22 protein-coding genes are annotated in these 20,202 nt (G+C 67.5%); 10 read left to right on the plus strand and 12 right to left on the minus strand.

What is annotated here, in order from left to right:
* Nucleotides 1–16: 16 nt before the first annotated feature.
* Both ACH413_RS36370 and ACH413_RS36375 read left to right on the plus strand, forming a co-directional pair.
* Complete coding sequence (locus ACH413_RS36370; protein ID WP_360040111.1) at nucleotides 17–397, plus strand: hypothetical protein; 381 nt, start codon at nucleotides 17–19, stop codon at nucleotides 395–397.
* A 120-nt stretch (nucleotides 398–517) separates the two neighbouring features.
* The gene (locus ACH413_RS36375; protein WP_360040316.1) at nucleotides 518–2,437 is read left to right on the plus strand and encodes an ATP-dependent DNA helicase; all 1,920 of its coding nucleotides are present in this window, start codon (nucleotides 518–520) and stop codon (nucleotides 2,435–2,437) included.
* Here the strand turns inward: ACH413_RS36375 and ACH413_RS36380 are convergent.
* From ACH413_RS36380 to ctaD, 8 genes are all read right to left on the minus strand, one after another.
* Nucleotides 2,406–3,002: a hypothetical protein gene (locus ACH413_RS36380; protein WP_360040108.1), complete on the minus strand. Its 597-nt coding sequence runs from the start codon at nucleotides 3,000–3,002 to the stop codon at nucleotides 2,406–2,408. The genes ACH413_RS36375 and ACH413_RS36380 overlap by 32 nt on opposite strands.
* Nucleotides 3,003–3,050: 48 nt before the next feature.
* Complete coding sequence (locus ACH413_RS36385; protein WP_360040106.1) at nucleotides 3,051–3,350, minus strand: hypothetical protein; 300 nt, start codon at nucleotides 3,348–3,350, stop codon at nucleotides 3,051–3,053.
* Complete coding sequence (locus ACH413_RS36390) at nucleotides 3,347–3,652, minus strand: helix-turn-helix transcriptional regulator (protein ID WP_360040103.1); 306 nt, start codon at nucleotides 3,650–3,652, stop codon at nucleotides 3,347–3,349. Before ACH413_RS36390 ends, ACH413_RS36385 begins: the two co-directional genes overlap by 4 nt.
* 10 nt (nucleotides 3,653–3,662) lie before the next feature.
* Nucleotides 3,663–4,235, minus strand: coding sequence for a VOC family protein (locus ACH413_RS36395; protein WP_360040100.1), 573 nt, complete (start codon nucleotides 4,233–4,235; stop codon nucleotides 3,663–3,665).
* Nucleotides 4,236–4,257: 22 nt separating this feature from the next.
* Nucleotides 4,258–5,637 carry a phospholipase D family protein gene (locus ACH413_RS36400; protein WP_360040097.1) on the minus strand — a complete coding sequence of 460 codons (1,380 nt, stop codon included), beginning with the start codon at nucleotides 5,635–5,637 and terminating at the stop codon, nucleotides 4,258–4,260.
* Nucleotides 5,638–5,665: 28 nt separating this feature from the next.
* Entirely contained in the window at nucleotides 5,666–6,343 is a 678-nt protein-coding gene (locus ACH413_RS36405) for a peptidyl-tRNA hydrolase (RefSeq protein ID WP_360040094.1), read from the minus strand.
* Nucleotides 6,343–7,557: a phosphoserine phosphatase SerB gene (serB, locus tag ACH413_RS36410; protein WP_360040091.1), complete on the minus strand. Its 1,215-nt coding sequence runs from the start codon at nucleotides 7,555–7,557 to the stop codon at nucleotides 6,343–6,345. Before serB ends, ACH413_RS36405 begins: the two co-directional genes overlap by 1 nt.
* A gap of 82 nt (nucleotides 7,558–7,639) precedes the next feature.
* On the minus strand, nucleotides 7,640–9,430 hold the full coding sequence (gene ctaD, locus ACH413_RS36415) for a cytochrome c oxidase subunit I (protein WP_360040088.1): 1,791 nt from the start codon (nucleotides 9,428–9,430) through the stop codon (nucleotides 7,640–7,642).
* Nucleotides 9,431–9,565: 135 nt separating this feature from the next.
* On the opposite strand from ctaD, the gene ACH413_RS36420 reads away from it, so the two are divergent.
* Together ACH413_RS36420 and ACH413_RS36425 are read left to right on the plus strand one after the other, a co-directional pair.
* Nucleotides 9,566–10,081 (plus strand): DUF305 domain-containing protein, encoded by a 516-nt coding sequence (locus ACH413_RS36420; protein WP_360040085.1) that lies wholly within the window; start codon nucleotides 9,566–9,568, stop codon nucleotides 10,079–10,081.
* A gap of 16 nt (nucleotides 10,082–10,097) precedes the next feature.
* Nucleotides 10,098–10,892: a phosphotransferase gene (locus ACH413_RS36425; RefSeq protein WP_360040082.1), complete on the plus strand. Its 795-nt coding sequence runs from the start codon at nucleotides 10,098–10,100 to the stop codon at nucleotides 10,890–10,892.
* On the opposite strand, the gene ACH413_RS36430 is transcribed toward ACH413_RS36425, so the two are convergent.
* The 3 genes from ACH413_RS36430 to ACH413_RS36440 all read right to left on the minus strand — a co-directional run bounded on the left by ACH413_RS36430 (nucleotide 10,889) and on the right by ACH413_RS36440 (nucleotide 13,612).
* Nucleotides 10,889–11,593, minus strand: a complete 705-nt coding sequence (locus tag ACH413_RS36430) for an LPXTG cell wall anchor domain-containing protein (RefSeq protein ID WP_360040079.1) — start codon at nucleotides 11,591–11,593, stop codon at nucleotides 10,889–10,891. The two genes, ACH413_RS36425 and ACH413_RS36430, sit on opposite strands and share 4 nt — an antisense overlap.
* Nucleotides 11,594–12,009: 416 nt before the next feature.
* Nucleotides 12,010–13,248: an aKG-HExxH-type peptide beta-hydroxylase gene (locus tag ACH413_RS36435; protein ID WP_360040076.1), complete on the minus strand. Its 1,239-nt coding sequence runs from the start codon at nucleotides 13,246–13,248 to the stop codon at nucleotides 12,010–12,012.
* Nucleotides 13,249–13,459: 211 nt separating this feature from the next.
* A complete protein-coding gene (locus ACH413_RS36440) occupies nucleotides 13,460–13,612 on the minus strand; it encodes a hypothetical protein (RefSeq protein WP_360040073.1) in 153 nt (50 codons plus the stop codon).
* Nucleotides 13,613–13,769: 157 nt separating this feature from the next.
* On the opposite strand from ACH413_RS36440, the gene ACH413_RS36445 reads away from it, so the two are divergent.
* Both ACH413_RS36445 and ACH413_RS36450 read left to right on the plus strand, forming a co-directional pair.
* Entirely contained in the window at nucleotides 13,770–14,567 is a 798-nt protein-coding gene (locus tag ACH413_RS36445) for an FCD domain-containing protein (RefSeq protein ID WP_360040070.1), read from the plus strand.
* 105 nt (nucleotides 14,568–14,672) lie between these two features.
* Nucleotides 14,673–15,803: a hypothetical protein gene (locus ACH413_RS36450; RefSeq protein WP_360040067.1), complete on the plus strand. Its 1,131-nt coding sequence runs from the start codon at nucleotides 14,673–14,675 to the stop codon at nucleotides 15,801–15,803.
* Between the two features lie 4 nt (nucleotides 15,804–15,807).
* On the opposite strand, the gene ACH413_RS36455 is transcribed toward ACH413_RS36450, so the two are convergent.
* Complete coding sequence (locus ACH413_RS36455) at nucleotides 15,808–15,957, minus strand: hypothetical protein (protein ID WP_360040064.1); 150 nt, start codon at nucleotides 15,955–15,957, stop codon at nucleotides 15,808–15,810.
* 121 nt (nucleotides 15,958–16,078) lie between these two features.
* Between ACH413_RS36455 and ACH413_RS36460 the strand changes: the two genes are divergently transcribed.
* The 4 genes from ACH413_RS36460 (at nucleotide 16,079) to ACH413_RS36475 (ending at nucleotide 20,197) form a co-directional block, all read left to right on the plus strand.
* Entirely contained in the window at nucleotides 16,079–17,062 is a 984-nt protein-coding gene (locus ACH413_RS36460) for a substrate-binding domain-containing protein (RefSeq protein WP_360040061.1), read from the plus strand.
* 109 nt (nucleotides 17,063–17,171) lie between these two features.
* Nucleotides 17,172–18,509 (plus strand): extracellular solute-binding protein, encoded by a 1,338-nt coding sequence (locus tag ACH413_RS36465; RefSeq protein WP_360040058.1) that lies wholly within the window; start codon nucleotides 17,172–17,174, stop codon nucleotides 18,507–18,509.
* Nucleotides 18,510–19,367: a sugar ABC transporter permease gene (locus tag ACH413_RS36470; RefSeq protein WP_360040055.1), complete on the plus strand. Its 858-nt coding sequence runs from the start codon at nucleotides 18,510–18,512 to the stop codon at nucleotides 19,365–19,367.
* Nucleotides 19,364–20,197, plus strand: a complete 834-nt coding sequence (locus tag ACH413_RS36475; RefSeq protein WP_360040052.1) for a carbohydrate ABC transporter permease — start codon at nucleotides 19,364–19,366, stop codon at nucleotides 20,195–20,197. Before ACH413_RS36470 ends, ACH413_RS36475 begins: the two co-directional genes overlap by 4 nt.
* The last annotated feature ends 5 nt before the right edge of the window (nucleotides 20,198–20,202 follow it).

Consider the following 20,202-nt stretch of genomic DNA (forward strand, 5'->3'; position numbering starts at 1 on the left):
ACCCGACAGGCGCGGCATGAGCAAGTGGGACGAGCACGACCTCCTGCCCAAGGTGACGGCGGCGCTGCGGCAGGACGGCCGGCCCTACATGACCGCCTACCAGCTCGCGATCAAGCTGGAACGCGCTCACCCCGGCCTCGCGGAGCAGCTGGGCAAAGTACTCGGCGGCGTGGGCATCGGGGTCCGGAACAGCCTGGCCGAATATCTGGGTGGCCAACTGGCAAGCCGCATCGACCGCGAAGGCACCGCTTTTCCCGTCGAGCGCGCGTACCTCAGCAACGACGAGATCCGGGAAGTTCGCTTCGCCGCCCCGGACGGGGACTTGGTCAGCAGTCTGACCGGAAGCGGCTACCACCTGTCGATCTACCGGTGGCGCGGACCGGTCAGCGACTCCTGACCGAGACTGTCGGACCTGCCGGGTACGGTCTGTCTCGTGCCTGAAGTTCCCCCCACCCTGAGCCTGCTCGAAACCGCCGTCCACGCCGTGGGTGGCGCGGAGCGTCCTGGTCAGGTGGAGATGGCCGAGGCCGTCGACCACTCGATCCGCACGGGCGAGCATCTCGCGGTGCAGGCGGGCACGGGTACCGGCAAGTCGCTGGCGTACCTGGTGCCGTCCATCCGGCACGCGGTGGCCGAGGCCGAGACCGTGGTGGTCTCGACGGCCACGATCGCGTTGCAGCGGCAGCTGGTCGACCGGGATCTGCCGCGGCTGTCCAAGGCGTTGAAGAAGGATCTGGGGCGAGAGCCCACGTTCGCGATCCTCAAGGGGCGCAGGAACTACCTGTGCATGCACCGCGTGCACAACGGGGCTCCGGACGAGCCGGAGGAGGACGCGCTGTTCGACCCGTTCGCGGTGTCGAAGCTCGGGCGCGAGGTGAAGCGGCTGCACGAGTGGTCGTCGGACACCGAGACCGGGGATCGCGACGAGCTGGTGCCCGGCGTCAGCGAGCAGGCGTGGCGGCAGGTCAGCGTCACGGCCCGGGAGTGCCTCGGGGTGTCGAAGTGCCCGATCGGGGCCGACTGCTTCGCCGAACGGGCGCGGGCCGAGGCCGGCAAGGCGGACGTGGTGGTCACGAACCACGCGATGCTCGCCATCGACGCGTTGGAGGGCTACCAGGTTCTGCCCGACCACGACGTGGTGGTGATCGACGAGGCGCACGACCTGGTCGACCGCATCACGTCGGTGGCCACGGAAGAACTGAGCGGCGCGAGCGTCTCGATGGCGGCGCGGCGGTGCGGGCGTCTCATCGACCAGGACATCGCGGACCGGCTGGCCGAGGCCAGTGACGGGCTGGCGATGATCCTCGAGGACATGCCGTCCGGGCGGCTGGACGCGCTGCCGAGGGCTCTCGCGGGCGCGCTGGCGGCCACCCGCGACGCGGCGCACGCCTGCATGACGGCCATGGGGTCGGAACGCAAGGAGGACCCGGACGGGGCGACGGCGCGCAAGCTCGCGCTGGCGTTGCTGGAGGAGGTCCACGACTGCGCGGTGCGGGTGCTGGAGGCGTTCGACGAGGAACGCGACGTCGTGTGGGTGTCGGGCGACTTCAACCAGAAGGCGCCGTCCATCAGGGTCGCGCCGCTCGGCGTGGGCGGGCTGCTCAGGGAACGGCTGTTCGCCAAGCGCACCACCGTTCTCACGTCCGCGACGCTGACGCTCGGCGGCGCCTTCGACACGATGGCGCGCCAGTGGGGCCTGCCGCCGTCGGAGAAGGTCCGCAAGATCGAGGGCGCGGCGACGGACAAGGACATCGACGGTCCGAAGTGGTCCGGCCTCGACGTCGGCTCGCCGTTCCAGCACGGCACGAGCGGCATCCTCTACGTGGCAAGGCACCTGCCGCAGCCGGGGCGCGACGGCCTTCCGCAGGAGTACCTCGACGAGATCGAGGGCCTGGTGAACGCGGCGGGCGGCCGCGCGCTCGGCCTGTTCTCCTCGACGCGCGCGGCGAAACAGGCCACCGAAGCGCTGCGGGACAAGCTCGAGTACCCGATCCTGTGCCAGGGCGACGACGCGACGGGCCTGCTGGTCAAGAAGTTCTCCGAGGACGAGCGCACGTGCCTGTTCGGCACGCTGTCGCTCTGGCAGGGCGTCGACGTGCCGGGACCGAGCCTCCAACTCGTGATCATGGACCGGATCCCGTTCCCCAGGCCGGACGACCCGTTGGCCTCCGCCCGCCAGAAGGCGGTGAGCTCACGCGGCGGCAACGGCTTCCTGACCGTCGCCGCCACGCACGCCGCCCTGCTGATGGCCCAGGGCGCGGGCCGGTTGCTGCGGTCGATGTCGGACAAGGGCGTGGTCGCCGTCCTCGATCCGCGCATCGCCACCGCTCGCTACGGCGGATTCATCAGGGCCTCACTCCCCCCGTTCTGGACCACCTACGACCCAGAGGTGGTCCGCGGCGCCCTCAAGCGCCTGGACGAGGCTCAGCCCCGCTGATCCGCTCGATCAGTTCGTCGCGGTAGGCCCGGACGTCCGGCAGTTCCGGTTCGGAACCGTCGGCTTGCTTCAGCGCGCCTTCGAGGATCTTCAACGCCTGCTGCTCGTTCCCGCGCGCGTCCGCCTGCCGTGCCGCGTTCTCCATGGCACGGGCCAGTTTCGTCCGAGCCTCGGGTTCCTGGGTGGCCTTGTTGATCCGGATCCAGTTGCCGGCCGGATCGACGACGGCGAACCCGGTGTACCGGTCGTTGCGCAGCCGGGGCCGGGTCATCCGCGGAATGCCGGCGATGAGCACCTTCCCGTGCACAGCACGCATTCCGGCCGCGAAGTCCTCATACAGCGGCCCGGTGTCCTCCACGATGACCACGCACGTGCTGTGCGACTCTTCCGGAACGTGCACATCCATGCCGTAGAAGTGCAGGTTGATGTCCTCGAGCCGCATGCAGACGTACGGGTTCGGCCGCGTCTGCCGATAAGTGATCGAGAAGCCGAGCATCTCGTAGAAGGACGCGATTTCGTCGATGTCCTTGCAGGGCAGGAGCGGAATAGTCAGTTCGTTTGCCACCGCCCGAAGCTAAGCCCGGATCAGCCAAAACGACACGGAGCTATTTGCTCATGCGAACAGCATGACCACTCCGCCGACCAACAACAGCGCCGACACCACAGCGATCACGAGCACTCGCCCACGCGACGTCCCCGCGTGCTTCAAGGCGATCCCCAACGGACCAATACCAGCCACGACAGCCCCTTTCGAAGGTATGACAACAGCGGCACGCACAGCCCCGAACGCCACTCCGAACGGCGACATGCCCAGTTCGCGCGCGCCGACAACATCCGCTTCCCACTGCTCGCGATAGCGCTCATCACCCACGACCAAAGCCGCGAACCGCACCAACAACAACGCGACTCTCATTGCGCCGTCCTCGGCACGAACCGAGGCGCAGGAGCCGCCCGAGCGACGACTCGACGAGCCTCCGCGGCACCCTCGCCGGTCAGCCGGTACATCCGTCGGCGTGGCCCACGCCGTTCCGCGTCGTCGTCCCACGCGGACGTGACCCAGCCCGCCCGTTCCAGCCGGTCCAGCAACGGGTAGACGCTGCCGGACGGCCTGCCGGTGAGCTTGATGATCTCCAGGCCCCAGCGCGGCTCGTCGGCGCCGAGCAGCACCTCGAGCACGTCGACGGTGGCCTTGCCGATGCGTTGCAGTGGCTCCACGCCACTAAGACTACCTATGTAGATTAAGCCGTTCAAGCAGCTCTTCGCGAAACTCCAAGGCCGACGCCCGCTCCTCCTCCGAAGCGTGCACCTCCCGCACCAGCGCCCCTTCGAGGATCTTCAACGCCTGCCGCTCGGCCCCGTGCGATCCCGCCAGCGTCACCGCGTTGGTCAACGCCCTGGTCAGCCCGTTGCGCGTGGCCTCACGCTCGCGCACGGCCGGCACCACCCGGATCCAGTTGCCGCCGGGATCGACCATCAGGAACCCGTCCCGCCGCGGCCGCGTCATCCGCGGAATGCCCGTGAGCAGCACCTGCCCGTAGACCGCGCGCATGCCGTGGGCGAACGCCTCGTACAGCTCCCGCGGGTCCTCGACCTGGATCAGGCACGAGCTGTAGGACTCGGCGGGCTCGTAGCCCGGAATGCCGAAGAAGTGCAGGTTGATCTCCGACCGACGCACCGACAGGTACGCGTTCGGCCGGTACTGCCGATACGTGACCGTGAACCCGAGCATCACGTAGAACTCGGCCACCTCGTCGATGGAGGCGCACGGCAGCAGCGGGATCGTCACCTCGTTGGCCACGCCGCCACGCTAGCGGCGCAGGTCAGCCGTCGACCAGCAATCCACGTAACGGTCCTTGCAATCTTCCGGCACGGCGGGACACACCGGGCAACGGCGTGACCCGCGCCGGACGCTCCAGAGCAGGCCGCCAGATCTCGTCGACCACGACGTGCGCGGGCCCGGAGACGTCCGCGCCCAGGTGCTCGGTCCACAGCCGCAGACGGGTCGACCGGGCCACCTCCGGGTCGTCGGTCACGACGTTGACCTCGGTGTCGTTGAACAGCGAGTGCTCGTTCAGGTTCGCCGAGCCGACCGTGAGCCACCGATCGTCCACAATGGCCAGTTTCGCGTGGATGTAGACCGGTGCGTCTCCATGGGAGACAAGGGTTGCGGCCACGAGTCGCTTGTCCGTGTCCGCGTCGATCAACCGGCCCAGCTGTCCTCGGGTGGTGTCGGCGCCGTTGCTGGGCTTCTGCGGCAGCAGCAACACCATCCGGAACTCCGGCGTCGGCGGGTTGCTCAGCTTCTCCAGCAGCACCTCGGTGATCTCCGGCGACCACAGGAACTGGTTCTCCACGTAGATCAACGACTCCGCGGACCGCAGCGCCCGCAGGTACGAGTCGAGCAGGCTGAAGTCGCCGTGCGGCGAGAACGAGTAGGTCTTCTCCGGAATCGTCCGCACCAGCTGCACCGACGACGACCCGGCCTCGGGTGGCACGACGGGCGCTGGCAGGGTCTCCCCCGCGATCTCCAGCCAGCGCGCGGCGAAGTGCGCGGCCACCTCCGCCACGACAGGACCCTGCAGCTTGGCCACGTGGTCGTGCCAGCCGAGGTCACGCGGCGGGTGCTCCGGCGAGTCGTGCCGGTCGCCCTCCACCGCGGTCATGTCGAGGCCGCCGACGAACGCCACGTCGTCCACGATCACGATCTTCTCGTGGTGGCAGTGCAGGGTCCGCTCGCGCGCGTCCAGCTCGCACCGGACGGCACCGGACTCCCAGAAAGCCTTCTGGGCGGCCAAAGCACGCTTGCGCGTCGGTTCGAACATGGGGAAGGGCGGACCGGCCCAGAGCAGCACGCGCACCGGAACCCGTTCCGCGGCAGCCGAAAGCAGCTCGCGCAACTGCGGGGCGCCCGGCTCGCGGGTCAGCTGGAAGTCCGGCGACGCGTGCCAGTTCGCGATGTGCACGTACTTCTGCGCGTTCTCGATCGCCTGCGCCACAACGGGAAACGCGTTGGCACCGTCGATCAGGATCTCGATCTTGTTGCCGTGCTGCACCGGCCGGCGCGGGGTGAACGACCCCTTGCTGTCGCCGGACAGCACATCGCCCCACCCCAGCCGCCGCAACCGACGCGTGTGGTGCGAGCACAGCATGTTCTCCAGCCCGTCTCCGAGCCGGGCGTCAAGAACGTCGAGTAAGCCCACGAGAGGCACTTACCCGTTTCGCCCGCTTCTAAACGGCGAGCACCGTCGTGGTGCCCGGCTCGACCTCCGTGAAACCCGCGTCCCGCACCGCCACGACGTCGTCGCGACCGAGCAGCGCGTCCCACTCCGCGACGGACGGCGTCCGCACGGCACACCGGTAGTCCAGCAAGGCCCACGCCTTGAGCTCGGTCTCGGACAGGCGCGGCGCGAGCAGCATCGACGCGTGCCCGACCTGGGCCGCGAGCTTCCCGGCGGACATCTCGACACGCGGGTTCACGTACAGCAGCCGCGCACCCTCGGGCACCGCTCCTGGCTCGTCAGGAGGCAGGTCAGAGCCCGAGATCTGCAGCTTGGTGACCTCCCGAGGAGTCTCGGTCACCAGCACCGGAAGCAACGATCGGACCGACGCGCCGTCCACGGTGATCGTCACGCCCGGCAGGTCCTGCACGGCCTCCCACTGCACGCCACGGGCCCGCCGCGACACCTTGCGGATCCGTCCTGCCACCCACGCCCGCACGGCCTCGTGCCACTCGCCATCGACGTCGGCGCGCGGGTCGAGACACACCGCGACCGCCGAAGCGGCCGCGGCTTCCAGCAACGCCGTCCGGGACGGCGGATCAACGCGTTCGATGCGCAACACCATCGGCATCGCGCGGACTTCGGACTCCTCCGCGTAGTTCCGGGAGGCGATCAGGTCGAGAATCATCACAGCCGAGTCAGCTCCAAGCCGTCCGCGGCGTCCGCGGCCTCCACCTCAGCCCTCGTCACACCGAGGATGAACAACACAGCGTCCAGGAACGGGTGCGACAGCGCCGTGTCGGCCACCTCGCGCAGCGCCGGCTTGGCGTTGAACGCGATGCCCAGACCGGCCGCACTCAGCATGTCGATGTCGTTCGCGCCGTCACCGACCGCCACGCACTGCGCCAGCGACACGCCGACCTCCTCTGCGAACCGGCGCAGCGCCACGGCCTTGCCCGGCCGGTCGACGATCTCGCCGATCACCTGGCCGGTCAGCTTGCCGTCCACGACCTCCAGCGTGTTCGCCGCGCAGAAGTCCAGCTGCAGCTCGTCCGCGAGGCCCGTGATCACCGACGTGAAGCCGCCGGACACCACACCGCAGTAGAAGCCGAGGCGCTTCAACGTGCGGATCGTCGTGCGCGCACCGGCCGTGAGCTCAAGCGTTGCCCCGACCTCCTCCAGCACCTTCTCGTCGAGGCCCTCCAGCAACGCCACCCGGCGCCGCAGCGACTCGGCGAAGTCGAGCTCACCGCGCATCGCGGCCTCGGTGATCTCGCGCACCTGCTCCTCGCACCCGACGTGCGCGGCCAGCATCTCGATCACCTCGCCCTGGATCAGCGTGGAGTCGACGTCGAACACCACCAGGCGCTTGGCCCGGCGCGTCAGGCCGGCGCGCTCGACCGCGATGTCGAGGCCCACCCGCACCGACACCTCGGCGAGCGCGGACCGCAGCTGCGTGTCGTTCTCCATCGTGTCGTCCGCGACCGAAACGCGCAGCTCAAGGCCCGTGACGGGGTAGTCGGCAACGCCGCGGATCGCGTCGATGTTCACCCCGAGCGACGCCAGCCGGCGCGCGACCTCGGTGAACGCCTTCGCGGTCACCGGGCGGCCGAGCACGATCAGCACGTGCGACGACTCCAGGCGCGCGGTGCGCTTCGAGTCCGCACCGATCTCGATCTCCACGTGCATCGAGACGGTGGCCATGGCCTGCTCGACCGACTCCTGCAGGCCCTCGGGGTCATGGTCGGTCGAGACCAGCGCGCCGAGCACCAGCCGGCCCCGGATCACGACCTGTTCCACGTCCAGCACCTCGACACCGTGCCGTGTCAGCACGGCGAACAGCACGGAGGAGACACCAGGCTTGTCGGGGCCGGTCACGGTGATGAGCACGGGCGTTTTCACGTCGTCGTCTCCTCGTAGGACGCGAAGAGCCCCGACCGCGAGTAAGCAGCCGGGGCTCAGCGTTGAACCTGTTACTGGCAGGTTACTTGTCGTGGTTCGGATCTTCCTTCTCGGAGGCCGTACCAGACTTGATGGCCGCTGCAGCGAGCTCCGAGGGAGCCGCCTTCGCGTCCTTGTGCGCGATCGTCTTGCCGGTGAAGGACACGTGGCCCTCGTTCCGGATCCGCTCGATCATGTGCGGGTAGTGCAGCTCGAACGCCGGGCGCTCCGAACGGATCCGGGGCAGCTCGGTGAAGTTGTGCCGCGGCGGCGGGGACGAGGTGGCCCACTCGAGCGAGTTGCCGTAGCCCCACGGGTCGTCCACCTTCACGACCTCACCGAAGCGGTAGCTCCGGAAGACGTTCCAGATGAACGGCAGCGTCGACGCGCCCAAGATGTAGGCGCCGATCGTCGAGATCATGTTCAGCGTCGTGAAGCCGTCGGACGCGAGGTAGTCGGCGTACCGGCGCGGCATGCCCTCGTTGCCCAGCCAGTGCTGGACGAGGAACGTCGCGTGGAAGCCGAGGAACGTCGTCCAGAAGTGCAGCTTGCCGAGCGGCTCGTCCATGAAGCGGCCGGTGATCTTCGGGAACCAGAAGTAGATACCCGCGAAGGTCGCGAACACGATCGTGCCGTAGAGCACGTAGTGGAAGTGCGCGACGACGAAGTACGTGTCCGACACGTGGAAGTCGATCGCGGGCGCGGCCAGCAGGATGCCGGACAGACCACCGAAGAGGAACGTGACGATGAAGCCGATGCTGAACAGCATGGGCGTCTCGAACGTCAGCTGCCCCTTCCACATCGTGCCGATCCAGTTGAAGAACTTCACACCGGTCGGGACCGCGATGAGGAACGTCATGAAGGCGAAGAACGGCAGCAGCACGGCGCCGGTCGCGTACATGTGGTGCGCCCACACGGCGACGGACAGGGCCGCGATGCCGAGCGTCGCGTAGACCAGGCCGTTGTAACCGAAGATCGGCTTGCGGCTGAACACCGGGAAGATCTCCGACACGATGCCGAAGAACGGCAAGGCGACGATGTAGACCTCCGGGTGCCCGAAGAACCAGAAGAGGTGTTGCCACAGGATCACGCCGCCGTTGGCGGGGTCGAACACGTGGGCGCCGAGATGCCGGTCCGCCAGCAGACCCAGCAGGGCCGCGGTGAGGATCGGGAACGCGAGCAGCACCAGCACCGACGTCACCAGGATGTTCCAGGTGAAGATCGGCATCCGGAACATCGTCATGCCGGGCGCGCGCAGGCAGACCACGGTGGTGATCATGTTCACCGCGCCGAGGATGGTGCCGAGACCACCGACCACCAGGCCGGAGATCCACAGGTCGGCGCCGACGCCGGGCGAGTGGATCGCGTTGCTCAGCGGCGTGTACGCGAACCAGCCGAAGTCAGCCGCACCACCGGGGGTGATGAAGCCCGCCATCACGATCAGGCCACCGAAGAGGTAGAGCCAGTACGAGAAGGCGTTCAGACGCGGGAACGCCACGTCGGGCGAACCGATCTGCAGCGGCAGCACGAAGTTCGCGAAGCCGAAGACGATCGGCGTCGCGTACAGCAGCAGCATCACGGTGCCGTGCATCGTGAAGAGCTGGTTGAACTGTTCCTGCGAGAGGAACTGCATTCCGGGCCGGGCCAGCTCGGTCCGCATCAGCATGGCCATCGCGCCGCCGACCATGAAGAAGGCGAACGAGGTGACCAGGTACATGATGCCGATTTGCTTGTGGTCCGTGGTGCGGAACATCCGCAGCAGGAAGGACCCCTTGACCGCAGTGCGCGTCGGATAAGGACGCGTTGCGATCGGCTGCGGGGCTACGGCCGTCACGGTGCCTCCAGGCCTTGGTGGGACCAGTTCGTTCGGGAAACTCCCCGGGATATTAGACGGCGACGATCAGCTCCATTCGGGTGGGCCATGGCCGGTGGCCAGCGGCGTAGCGCACGTCACACGTATCCTGCCGCCGTGCTCCGATTGCTCGCTGTCGCTTCTGTCCTGTTGCTGGCCGCCTGCGGCTCTCCCGCCACGCACAACTCCGCGGACGTCGAGTTCGCGCGGGGAATGGTCCCGCACCACGAACAGGCGCTGGAGATGTCCGGCCTCGTCGCGTCGCGCACGGAGAACCCGCACGTGATCGATCTGGCCAAGCGCATCGCGGACGCGCAGAAGCCCGAGATCGACCGCATGAACGGCTGGCTTCGCACGTGGAACGCGCCGGTGCAGGCGTCGTCGCACACCGCGCACGGCCACGCCGAGTCGCACGGCATGGTCGAGCTGGGCAACCTGGCGGAGCTGGACGGCACCGACTTCGACCGCCAGTGGCTGTCGCTGATGATCCAGCACCACCGCGGCGCCGTGGACATGGCGCAGAAGCACCTCTCGGCCGGCACCGACCCCGAGACCCGCAAGCTCGCCCAGGACGTCGTCGGCCACCAGGAGAAGGAGATCGCGGAAATGGAGTCGCTTCTCCCTCAGGGCTGATGCCAGCCTTCTAGCCGTGAGTGCATTGGAAGGCGTGCGCGCCGCAGTCTCGTTGGCGGCCTCGCACGGCGTGGTTTCCACCGACCCCGTCGTGTTGAAGGACGGCAGCAACGTCATCGTGCACCTGCGCCCGGCCCCGGTCGTGGCCCGAATCGCCGCACGCACGGCTCTGGTCCGTCCCACCGTCCGTGACCACTTCGCGCGCGACCTGTCGATCTCGGCGTTCCTGGCCTCACGCGGCGTACCGGTCGTGACTCCTTCGGAGGAGCTTCCTCCCGGACCTCACACGCGCGATGGCTTCGTGTTCACGTTCAGCACGTACGTCCCGCACGACCCCTCGGCCGAGCTGACCCGCCCAGAGGTGCTCAAGCTCCTGCCCGAACTGCACGCCGAACTTCGCCACTACGACGGTGCTCTGCCCACGCGCGGCCCGATCGACGACGTCGACAACACCCTGACCTACCTGGACGACCTGGGCGTGCCGGACCTGGACCAGTTCCGCTCCCGCCGCGCCGAACTCCTGTCCGAGTGGGACGCGCACTACAACGACGTCCAGCCGCTGCACGGCGACTCGCACTACGGCAACCTGCTGATGACCCCGGCGGGCCCGGTCTGGAACGACTTCGAGGACACCTGGCGCGGCCCGATCGGCTGGGACCTGGCCTGTCTGGCAGGCGCCAGGGGCAAAGAAGCCGCCCAACGCGCCGTGGACGTCTACGGCGGTGGGGCGGCTACTTCGGACGTGGAGTTCCAACTAGAGGTGCGAATCCTCTTCGGCACGCTCTGGGGCCTGCTGATGGAGAATTCCTAGACCTTCCGCCTGCGCAGCACGAGCAGCACGGCACCACCGGCGGCCACGAGCGCGGCGCCAAGGCCTAGCAGCCACGCGGACCCGAACCCGGTGGCCGCCAGTCCACCGGTCTGAGCGACCTGGGCGACCGGCACCTCGGTGGTCGTGGTCGTGGGCACGACCACTTCCGCGGACGACGTCGGGGCGGTGGTCGACGTCGGGGACTGAGTCGAGGTCTTCGCAGTCGTCGTCGTGGTCGTGGTGGTCGTCGTCGTGACCGGAGGCTTCTCGACGGCCACACCACACCCGAACCACTCGCCGATCTCCGGCAGGGTCGAGTCGCCCAGGACCGGGGCCCGCAGCCCCTTCCACGGCAACGCCTCACCGAGCTTGCCGGCGAGGTAGACGTTGAACACGTCCCCAGCCCGCACGACCATGCCCGTCACCTTGAAGTCCGCCGGCAGAGCGGTGATGTCCAGGTTCTGCTGGTTGTCACCACCGGTGTAGGTGAACTTGGTGGGGTGGATCGGCGTCCCGGTCAGCCCGCCCACGGTGCAGGCCTCGGGGTGGTTGAAGTCCACGAACTGCAGAAAGGGCTGCGCACGCGCGTCATCGGTGCTCACCCCGTCCGCGAGCGCACTGGTGCCCAGCACGAGCGAGGCGACAGCGGCCAGGGCGGCCGAAGCGAGCAGGCCAGAACGTCTGTGAGGCGTCAAACGCATCGGGGTCACTCCGTGGATCGCGGCGGATGCCGCGATCTAAGACGATCGACGTCCCCCAATCGGGTTACATGACGATCAACAGTGATCCCTGTGGCCGAGTTGTTACTGCTCTGTGAAGTCCCATCCCCAAACGACCGAACGCCGCACGGGGGCCGGATTGCGGTCCCGTGCGGCGTTCGAAGATCAACGCGAAGATCAGCTCTGCGAGCCCTCTGCGGGCTTCACGTAGACCGTTCCCCCGGTAGGCATACGCCTGAACCACTGAACGGGGGTGACCGGCTGACCGATCACCGGGCCCACCCCTGGCACGGGGTGAGCGACAGGCATGCCGGCGTTCTGCGGGAACTGCGGCAGGCGTGAAGGCTGGTTCGGGGAGGTCATTGTTCCTTCTCGGGAGGCTTACTCGGGAGACGTATTCAATGTGCTTCGGGCGACCCGACGATCGAAGAGCTCTGCAGTGAATCGAGTGCCGTTCGAAGCCGAACAGCCGCCACAGCGGCGTCGACCTGCCATTCCTCGACGGCTCGGGTGATCATCCACCCGAACGTTTTCGCCGCCCTATCGTTACGCCACTGGTCCAGAGTCCAGCTCGCATCATCGTCGAGCCAGAACATCTGGGGCGGTTGTGATGCCCTACCCGCCACCATTCGACCTGAGGCCGCGCGTTTGTAACGCACGTCCGGGAGCAGGTTGAAGTGGAGGTCCTGCGAAATCTCAGGGGATAGTGTGACACCGTCCACTTGGGACCGCGCAACAGCCTCACCACTGAGTTCAACCGAGCCGCCCATCAGGGCGTGAAGGAGCCGGCGCGCGTCCGCGCACAGGTCGTTCTCGTGGGCGAGCAACCACGTGCCGATCTCGCCGGCACGGCCACTTGCTTTCGCCAGCAATGAGTCGGCGCCGCATTGTTCGGCACCAATCGACAAGTTGAACTGCGCGAGGCAGCTGTAGGCGTGCCAAGCCGCGAAGGTCTGTTCCAGTGGCCATCGTACGCGCGACCACGAAGTCTCGAAATAATCCGCGTCCTCAGCGTTCACGTCAAGAAATTCTTTCGCGATGGCGAGGTCGAAGAACTTTTCGTGCGCTCCTTCGTGAACCAGCGCTTCGGCCACGTCCATCGGAAGGACGGGTTCGTCGATCAACACGATGCCGGGGACGTACCGCGACGACGCCGACACGAGCCCGCCAGAGGTCTCCCGCTTGAGCACCGCGAGCATCGAGACGTGGGCGAGGAGGTCCTCCGCCATGTCCGGCGCGAACTTGCCCAGCAGCAGGACGCCTTCCGCCACGATCGCCAGAGCACGCTCGAACCGTTCGCCATCCGCTTCGGTCAGCGGCTCTGGACGCACTCCGGGCGGGGCGACGATGCGCAACGGCGCTTCGAGCACCTCGGCCGCGGCCGGGTCCGAAGCCACCAGCACGCCGACGTCACGCACCTTCATCGAGGCGACCCGAGTCAGCTCCGCGGGATCCACACCACCGTGGCCGGCGAGCGCCCTGCCGATCTCGTATCGGACGATCGGGTGATCCGCGAGGTTGTCGGACAACTCCGTCCCGGGCGTGAACATCTCGGCCGCGAGGCGGTACAGGGTGCGTCTCTCGTCCACCAGAACGGGCGCAGGAACCAGCGCCGCATGCACCACATGCGTGCTCACGGTGGGCGAACCCATCAGCGAAGACCCCGTAACTCACGTCCCCCGACGCCGTGGAGTCATGGCCCCGCCACATCAGCGCGGCCCTGATGCGGCGCAACTGTAGAGCAAGCGCGACCGTGCAGAACACATTGGATGTCCCTACAAAATGCCGGTGCCCCGGCCGCGTCCTGTGGGAGACACGTCCGGGGCACGTTTCAGGTTGGTCTGCTCATCAGCTGAACATGATGCTGGTGACGTTCACGAAGCCGACGACGGCGAGCGCGATGATCGAGACAGCGACCATCGTGAGCACGGTGCGCCATCCGATGGCGGTGACGGCGACTGCGACGGCTCCGGCGATTCCGAGTGCACTCCCTGTGGACATCTCGTTCCCTCCCGACTAGCGAGCCCGTGCTCCCAGGTGTGGGCGGTCCTGGGCGTCTCGCCTGATATTCAGGGTCCCGCGTTGTAGGTTGTCTGTCAACGGTCGCCAGGTTGCCAGACAAGTTGCAACTGACAGGCAACAGGCCTACCCTGGACCAATGCCCGCCGACGACGTCCATTTCGGCGAGAGCTGGTCGCTCTCGCCTGATTCGCGACGGCCCCTCCCGGAACTCATCGAACAGAAGCTCCGGGAGCAGATCATCGGCGGCACGCTCAAGGCCGGTGACCGTCTCCCCACCGAGCCGGAACTGGCCCGCAAACTGGATGTCGCCCGGTCGTCGTTGCGTACAGCGCTGCAGCGACTGCAGTTGCAGGGCATCGTCGAGGTCCGCCGTGGCCTGGGCTGGTACGTCCGCCGCACCGATCTCGCCGCCGTCGAGGAGCACCTCGAGGGCAGGCTCGCCGCGCGGCAGTTCTCCCACACCGACCTGCTGGAAGTGCGGATCGCGCTGGAGACCACCGCCGCGTCGCTCGCCGCGGTGCGCGCCGGTGACGGTGAGCTGGACGAACTGGCCAAGCTCAACCGCCGCTACCAGCGCGCGCCGATCGACGACATGCAGGAGGTGATCGAGTCGGACGAGGAGTTCCACTCGGCGCTGATCCGCGCGTCGCACAACGAGCTGCTGGAGCAGATGTACCAGGTGCTCGTGCCCGGTCTGCAGGACTGCAAACGGCACGCGCATCCGTCCCGCGAGGTGCACAACCGTTCAGCGAACGAGCACGAACAGGTGATCTGGTTCCTCCGCCGGCACGACGAGGTGGGCGCGAAGAGCGCGATGACCACCCACCTGCTCGGGCTGTACAACGACGTGGCCGCCGACGACACCCAGCCGCGGGCGTCGCTGAGCACCTACGTCGGGGTGTCGGACAACCCCATCTGGGGCAAGCCGCGCTGAGGCGTTGCTGATACGACAAGGACCGAAAGGGTCTGGCGCTGATCCCCCTTCACTCCCACCATGTATGGACAACCGGTGGAGTGAGGGGGCGGCGACCAGGTGGCGATGGCGCGCAGGCACAGGCAAGCGCTCGCCGTCGCGATCCTTCTGGTCGTCGTCGCGGCCGTCGACCTGACCGCCGTTCTCCTGTGGCAACCCGCCTCACGCAGCGTGCTGCACGACGTGCTGGTCGTGCTGTGGCCGTTGCCGGCGCTGGCGGGTTTCCTGCTGGGCACCTACGAACTGTTCCTGCACCAGCGGCTGGTGAGCGAACTCGGCCGCATCTCCGGCCCCGGCATCGTCGAGCACCTGCTGCCGAGCGAGGTGCTCAAGGCGTTCCTGTCCAGGATCTACGGCACCGGCCAGCGCAACGACGACGTGGTGTCGGGCGTGCTCGGCGGCAACGGCATGCGCCCCAAGGGCGACGACCTGACGATCAGCACCCGCACCACGGTCCGGCTCGCGTTGCAGGGCGTCGACACCAAGACCTACCACCTGACCACGACGCAGACCCACCACTTCCGGCACAGCGTCCCCGTGGACAGGTTCGTCATCTTCGCCACCAGCAACGCCACCCTGCGCGACACGATCAGCGCCGCCTGCCGCTATCCCCTGTTCGAGCTCTACTTCATGCCGGACGCGTCGCTGTTCCTCGACTCGGTCGACGACATCCGCGACTCGACCAAGATCACCATCGACTACCTCGACCACGACGGCCAGAGCCGCTCGGCCGAGCCGAGCCAGATCCCGCCGATCGAGGTCAGGTTCGACCAGTGGGCGAACTACCTGACGTTCTTCCGCGAGGCGATGGCCCCGCTCCCCAAGCTCAGCCCGCTGGACCACATGAGCGACCTGCGCATCCTGGAGTGCGACCTCAGCGGCATCGCCGACGACCACGTCGTGCGCGCGATCCTGGGCCTGACCGTGTCGTCGCGTTCGCTGCAGCGCACCAACGACGGCTTCGCGTACTGGCAGTCGCCGTATCCGTCCTATGTGGACACGATCAGCTTCGACGCGACCGAGCTCGCGGTCGACCACTCCCCCGGCCACGAGTTCCGGATCATGCCGTTCACGTTCCGGTCCGGCACGGAGGCGGCGCAGTGGCTGCGCGCGGACGAGCTCGGGGACCTGGACGTGCGGTCGTGGATGCTGCCGGGCCACGGCGTCGCGCTGCTGTGGCGCGAAGCCCGCGGCTGACCGTTCAGTCCGCCGGCCTCACGTAGACCGTGCCTCCGCCCGTCGGCATGCGGCGGAACCAGTCGACTCCGCGCACCGGGTTCTGCGGCCAGCAGGTGTCCTTCGGCTCGTGCGGAACGGGCACGGGGACGGGCTTGAGCGGGTCGGTGGCCATCTCGGTCTCCCTCGCCTGCGGATGGCATTGGAGCCTAGCCACGACGTGCCCCGGCGGGCGCCTGCCAGGAGGGTGAGCGTGGTGCTGCAAGCGAGCGCAAGAAATTGCGTACACTTGCGCCATGACGCAACGGAGGCTGGCCGAGGTCGCGGCCAAGGTCGGGGTCAGCGAGGCCACCGTCAGCCGGGTGCTGAACGGCAAGCCGGGGGTCTCGGACGCCACGCGGAGTGCGGTGCTCACTGCACTTGACGTGCTGGGTTACGAGCGGCCCACACAGCTGCGGGGCGAACGGGCGCGGTTGGTCGGGCTGGTGTTGCCCGAGCTGCAGAACCCGATCTTCCCCGCGTTCGCGGACGTGGTCGGGAACGCGCTGGCGCAAAGGGGCTTCACGCCCGTGCTGTGCACGCGGACGGCCGGCGGGGTGACGGAGGCGGAGTACTTGGAGCTCCTCCTCGAGCAGCACGTCAGCGGGATCGTGTTCGCGGGCGGGCTGTACGCACAGAAGGACGCGAGTCACGGTCACTACCAGCAGATGATGGCGCGAAAGCTGCCTGCGGTGCTGGTCAACGCCGCCATAGACGACCTGGCGTTCCCGCGGGTGTCGTGTGACGACGCGGTGGCCGTCGAGCAGGCGTACGGGCACCTCACGTCGCTCGGGCACAAGCGGATCGGGGCGGTGCTCGGGCCGCCGGACCACGTGCCGAGTCAGCGGAAGATGCAGGCCATCGACAAGTGCGGTGGCGCGGATGTCGAGCACGCGATGTTCAGCCTCGAGGGCGGGCAGGCCGCGGCGATGAAGCTCGTGCAGCGCGGCGTCACGGCGATCATCTGCGCCAGCGACCCGCTCGCACTCGGCGCCATACGGGCCGTCCGGCGGGCCGGGCTGGACGTGCCCAAGGACGTGTCGATCATCGGGTACGACGATTCGGCGTTCATGACCTGCACCGATCCACCCCTCACGACGGTGCGGCAGCCCATTGAGGCGATGGGGCGGGCGGCCGTGGAGCTGCTGGCCAACCAGATCTCCGGCAACGCGGTGGCGCCGGACGAGTTGCTGTTCGAGCCGGAGTTGGTGGTGCGGGCGTCCAGTGCGCCGGTGAGGTAACAGGCACAGTCGTCTTCTTGCGAGTTTTCGTCTGGATATTGCGCTCAGATGTAACGGGGACTTATGGTCGCCGTCACATCGACGCGCTCGCGAGAAGGGCGGCCCCACCATGAAGAAGTCCGCTGCCGTGCTGCTAGGCGGTGTCCTCGTTCTGAGCACCGCCGCCTGTGGGAGCGGTTCCACGACTGAGCCCGGCGGCAAGGTCACGATCAACATCAATGGTCAGCCGCCGCAGACTCAGGCGTTCGACCGCAAGGTCTTCGACGAGGACGTCGCGGAGTTCGAGAGCAAGAACCCGGACATCGACCTCGTGCCGCACGAGGGGTTCATGGACCCGAAGACGTTCTCCGCCAAGCTCGCCGGCGGTCAGCTCGAAGACGTCTTCTACGTCTACTTCACCGATCCCGCGGCGCTCATCGCGCGCAAACAGGCCGCCGACCTCACCGACTACGTCAAGGACGTCCCGCACTACGGCGACCTCAAGCAGGAGCTGAAGGACGTCTTCACGGTCGGCGGCAAGGTCTACGGGCTGCCCACCGCGAACTACACGATGGGCCTGCTCTACAGCCGCACCAACTTCACCAAGGCCGGCCTGAACCCCGACTCCCCGCCGAAGACGTGGGACGAGGTTCGCGCCGCCGCCAAGAAGCTCAAGGACGCCGGTGTCACCGGGTTCGCCGAGTACAGCAAGAGCAACCAGGGTGGCTGGCACTTCACCACCTGGATGAAGTCCGTCGGTGGTGACATCGCCCGCAAGGACGGCGACACCTACAAGGCCGACTTCAACAACGACAAGGGCAAGGAAGTCCTGCGCAGGCTCAAGGAGATGCGCTGGGACGACAACTCCATGGGCGAGAAGCAGCTCCTGGAGATCGGCGACGTGCAGAACATGATGGGCGCCGGGCAGCTCGGCATGTACCTGGCCGCGCCGGACAACGTCGCCGCGATCGTCAACCAGTTCAAGGGCAAGTACGACGACTACGGCCTGGCCGCGATCCCGGAGCAGAAGGGCACCCTGCTCGGCGGCGAGGGTTACATGATCAACCCGAAGGCGACGCCGGAGAAGATCAAGGCGGGCCTGAAGTGGATCCAGTGGAAGTACCTGAACCCGGACCGCCTCGAGGGCAACCTGCAGAAGTACAAGGACCGCGGTCAGCCCGTCGGACTGCCGATCCCGCCGATCGCGGACATCTGGACCGGTGAGCCGCGCAAGCAGCAGGAAGACCTGAAGGCCAAGTACGCCACCATGCCGGTGAAGAACTTCCAGGCCTATGTGGACGGTTCGGAGTCCACCAAGGGCTCGCTCGAACCGCCGCAGGCGCAGCAGGTCTACGCGATTCTCGACACCGTCGTGCAGGCCGTGCTGACGAACAAGGACGCTGACCACTCGGCACTGCTCAAGGATGCCGAGACCAAGGTCAACGCCGTTCTGGCGCAGGTGAAGTAAGTGCGGCGCCACGTCACCGCGTACGGCTTCCTGAGTGCCGCGCTGGTCGTCTTCGCGGTGTTCTCCTGGTACCCCATCGTGCGCGGGGTGGTCCTGAGCTTCCAGCAGGTCAACTTCGTCACGAGTCCCGACTGGGTGGGCTGGGAGAACTTCGAGCGACTCTTCGCGGACCCGCTGTTCGGGGTGGCGTGGCGCAACACGCTGTACTTCACGCTTCTGGCGCTGGTCCTGGGTTTCGGCGTCCCGTTCCTGACGGCCGTGGTGCTCAACGAACTGCGGCACGCCAAGGGCTACTTCCGGTTGCTGGTCTACCTGCCGGTGATGTTGCCGCCGGTCGTCACGGCCCTGCTGTGGAAGTGGTTCTACGACCCGGGACCCGGCCTGTTCAACTCGATCCTGCGAGGACTCGGGCTCCCGACGTCACAATGGCTCGACTCCGCGAGCACCAGCATGATCAGTCTCGTCCTGGTGATCACCTGGGCGAACATGGGCTCGGCCACGCTGATCTACCTGGCCGCGCTGCAGACCATCCCCGGTGAGCTGTACGAGGCCGCCGACCTGGACGGCGCCGGCATCGTCAGGAAGGTCTGGCACGTCACGATCCCACAGACCAAGTTCGTGATCCTGATGCTGTTGCTGCTCCAGGTCGTGGCGACGATGCAGATCTTCACCGAGCCGTTCATCATGACCGGCGGCGGCCCGGAGGAGTCCACGGTCACCGTGCTCCTGCTGCTGTACCGCTACGCCTTCTACTACAACGACTTCGGCACCGCGAGCGCGCTGAGCCTCATCCTCTTCGCGGTGCTGGGCGTCTTCTCCTTCCTGTACCTCAAGATCACCCGGAAGGCCGACGCATGAGGACTCTCACCAGGGGAACGGGCCCGGCGTACTGGATCGTCCTCGCCGGCACGCTGGTCCTGTTCACCGCGGCGTTCCTGCTCCCGCTGGTCTGGGTGCTGATCGGCGCGTTCAAGCCGCCGGCGGAACTGGCGCAGCAACCGCCGACGATCCTGCCGGAGACCTGGGAGCCGGGCGCTTACGTCGACGCCTGGAACTACATGGACCTCGGCCGGTTCTTCCTCAACACGTTCGTCGTCGCGATCGGCGCGTGGGCCGTGCAGATGGCCGTGATCGTGCCCGCGGCCTACGCGCTCAGCAAACTCCGCCCGATCTTCGGCAACGCGATCATGGGCATGATGCTGGCGACGCTGATGCTGCCGTCGACGGCCGTGCTGGTCCCCGTGTACCTCACGCTGACCGACCTCGACCTGCTGAACAACCCGGCGGGCATCTGGTTGCCGGCCGCGGCGAACGCGCTGAACGTGTACCTGCTCAAGCGCTTCTTCGACCAGATCCCGGAAGAGCTCCTCGAAGCGGCCAGGATCGACGGCGCGGGAACGTGGACGACCCTCGTCCGCATCGTGCTGCCGATCTCTCGCCCCATCCTCGCCGTCGTCTCGATCTTCGCGGTCGTGGCGGCGTGGAAGGACTTCATCTGGCCGCTGCTCGTGTTCCCCGATCCGGCGAAGCAGACGCTCAGCGTCGCGCTTCAACGCTTCGCTCCGGACACCCCGATCAACCTCCTGCTCGCGGGCCTCGTGCTGGCGAGCCTGCCGATGGTGGCGCTGTTCCTGGCGTTCCAGCGGCACATCCTCGCGGGGCTCACCGCGGGCGGCGTAAAAGGCTGAAAGGA

The sequence above is a fragment of the Lentzea sp. NPDC020367 genome (assembly GCF_044387305.1).
Classification (GTDB): domain Bacteria; phylum Actinomycetota; class Actinomycetes; order Mycobacteriales; family Pseudonocardiaceae; genus Lentzea.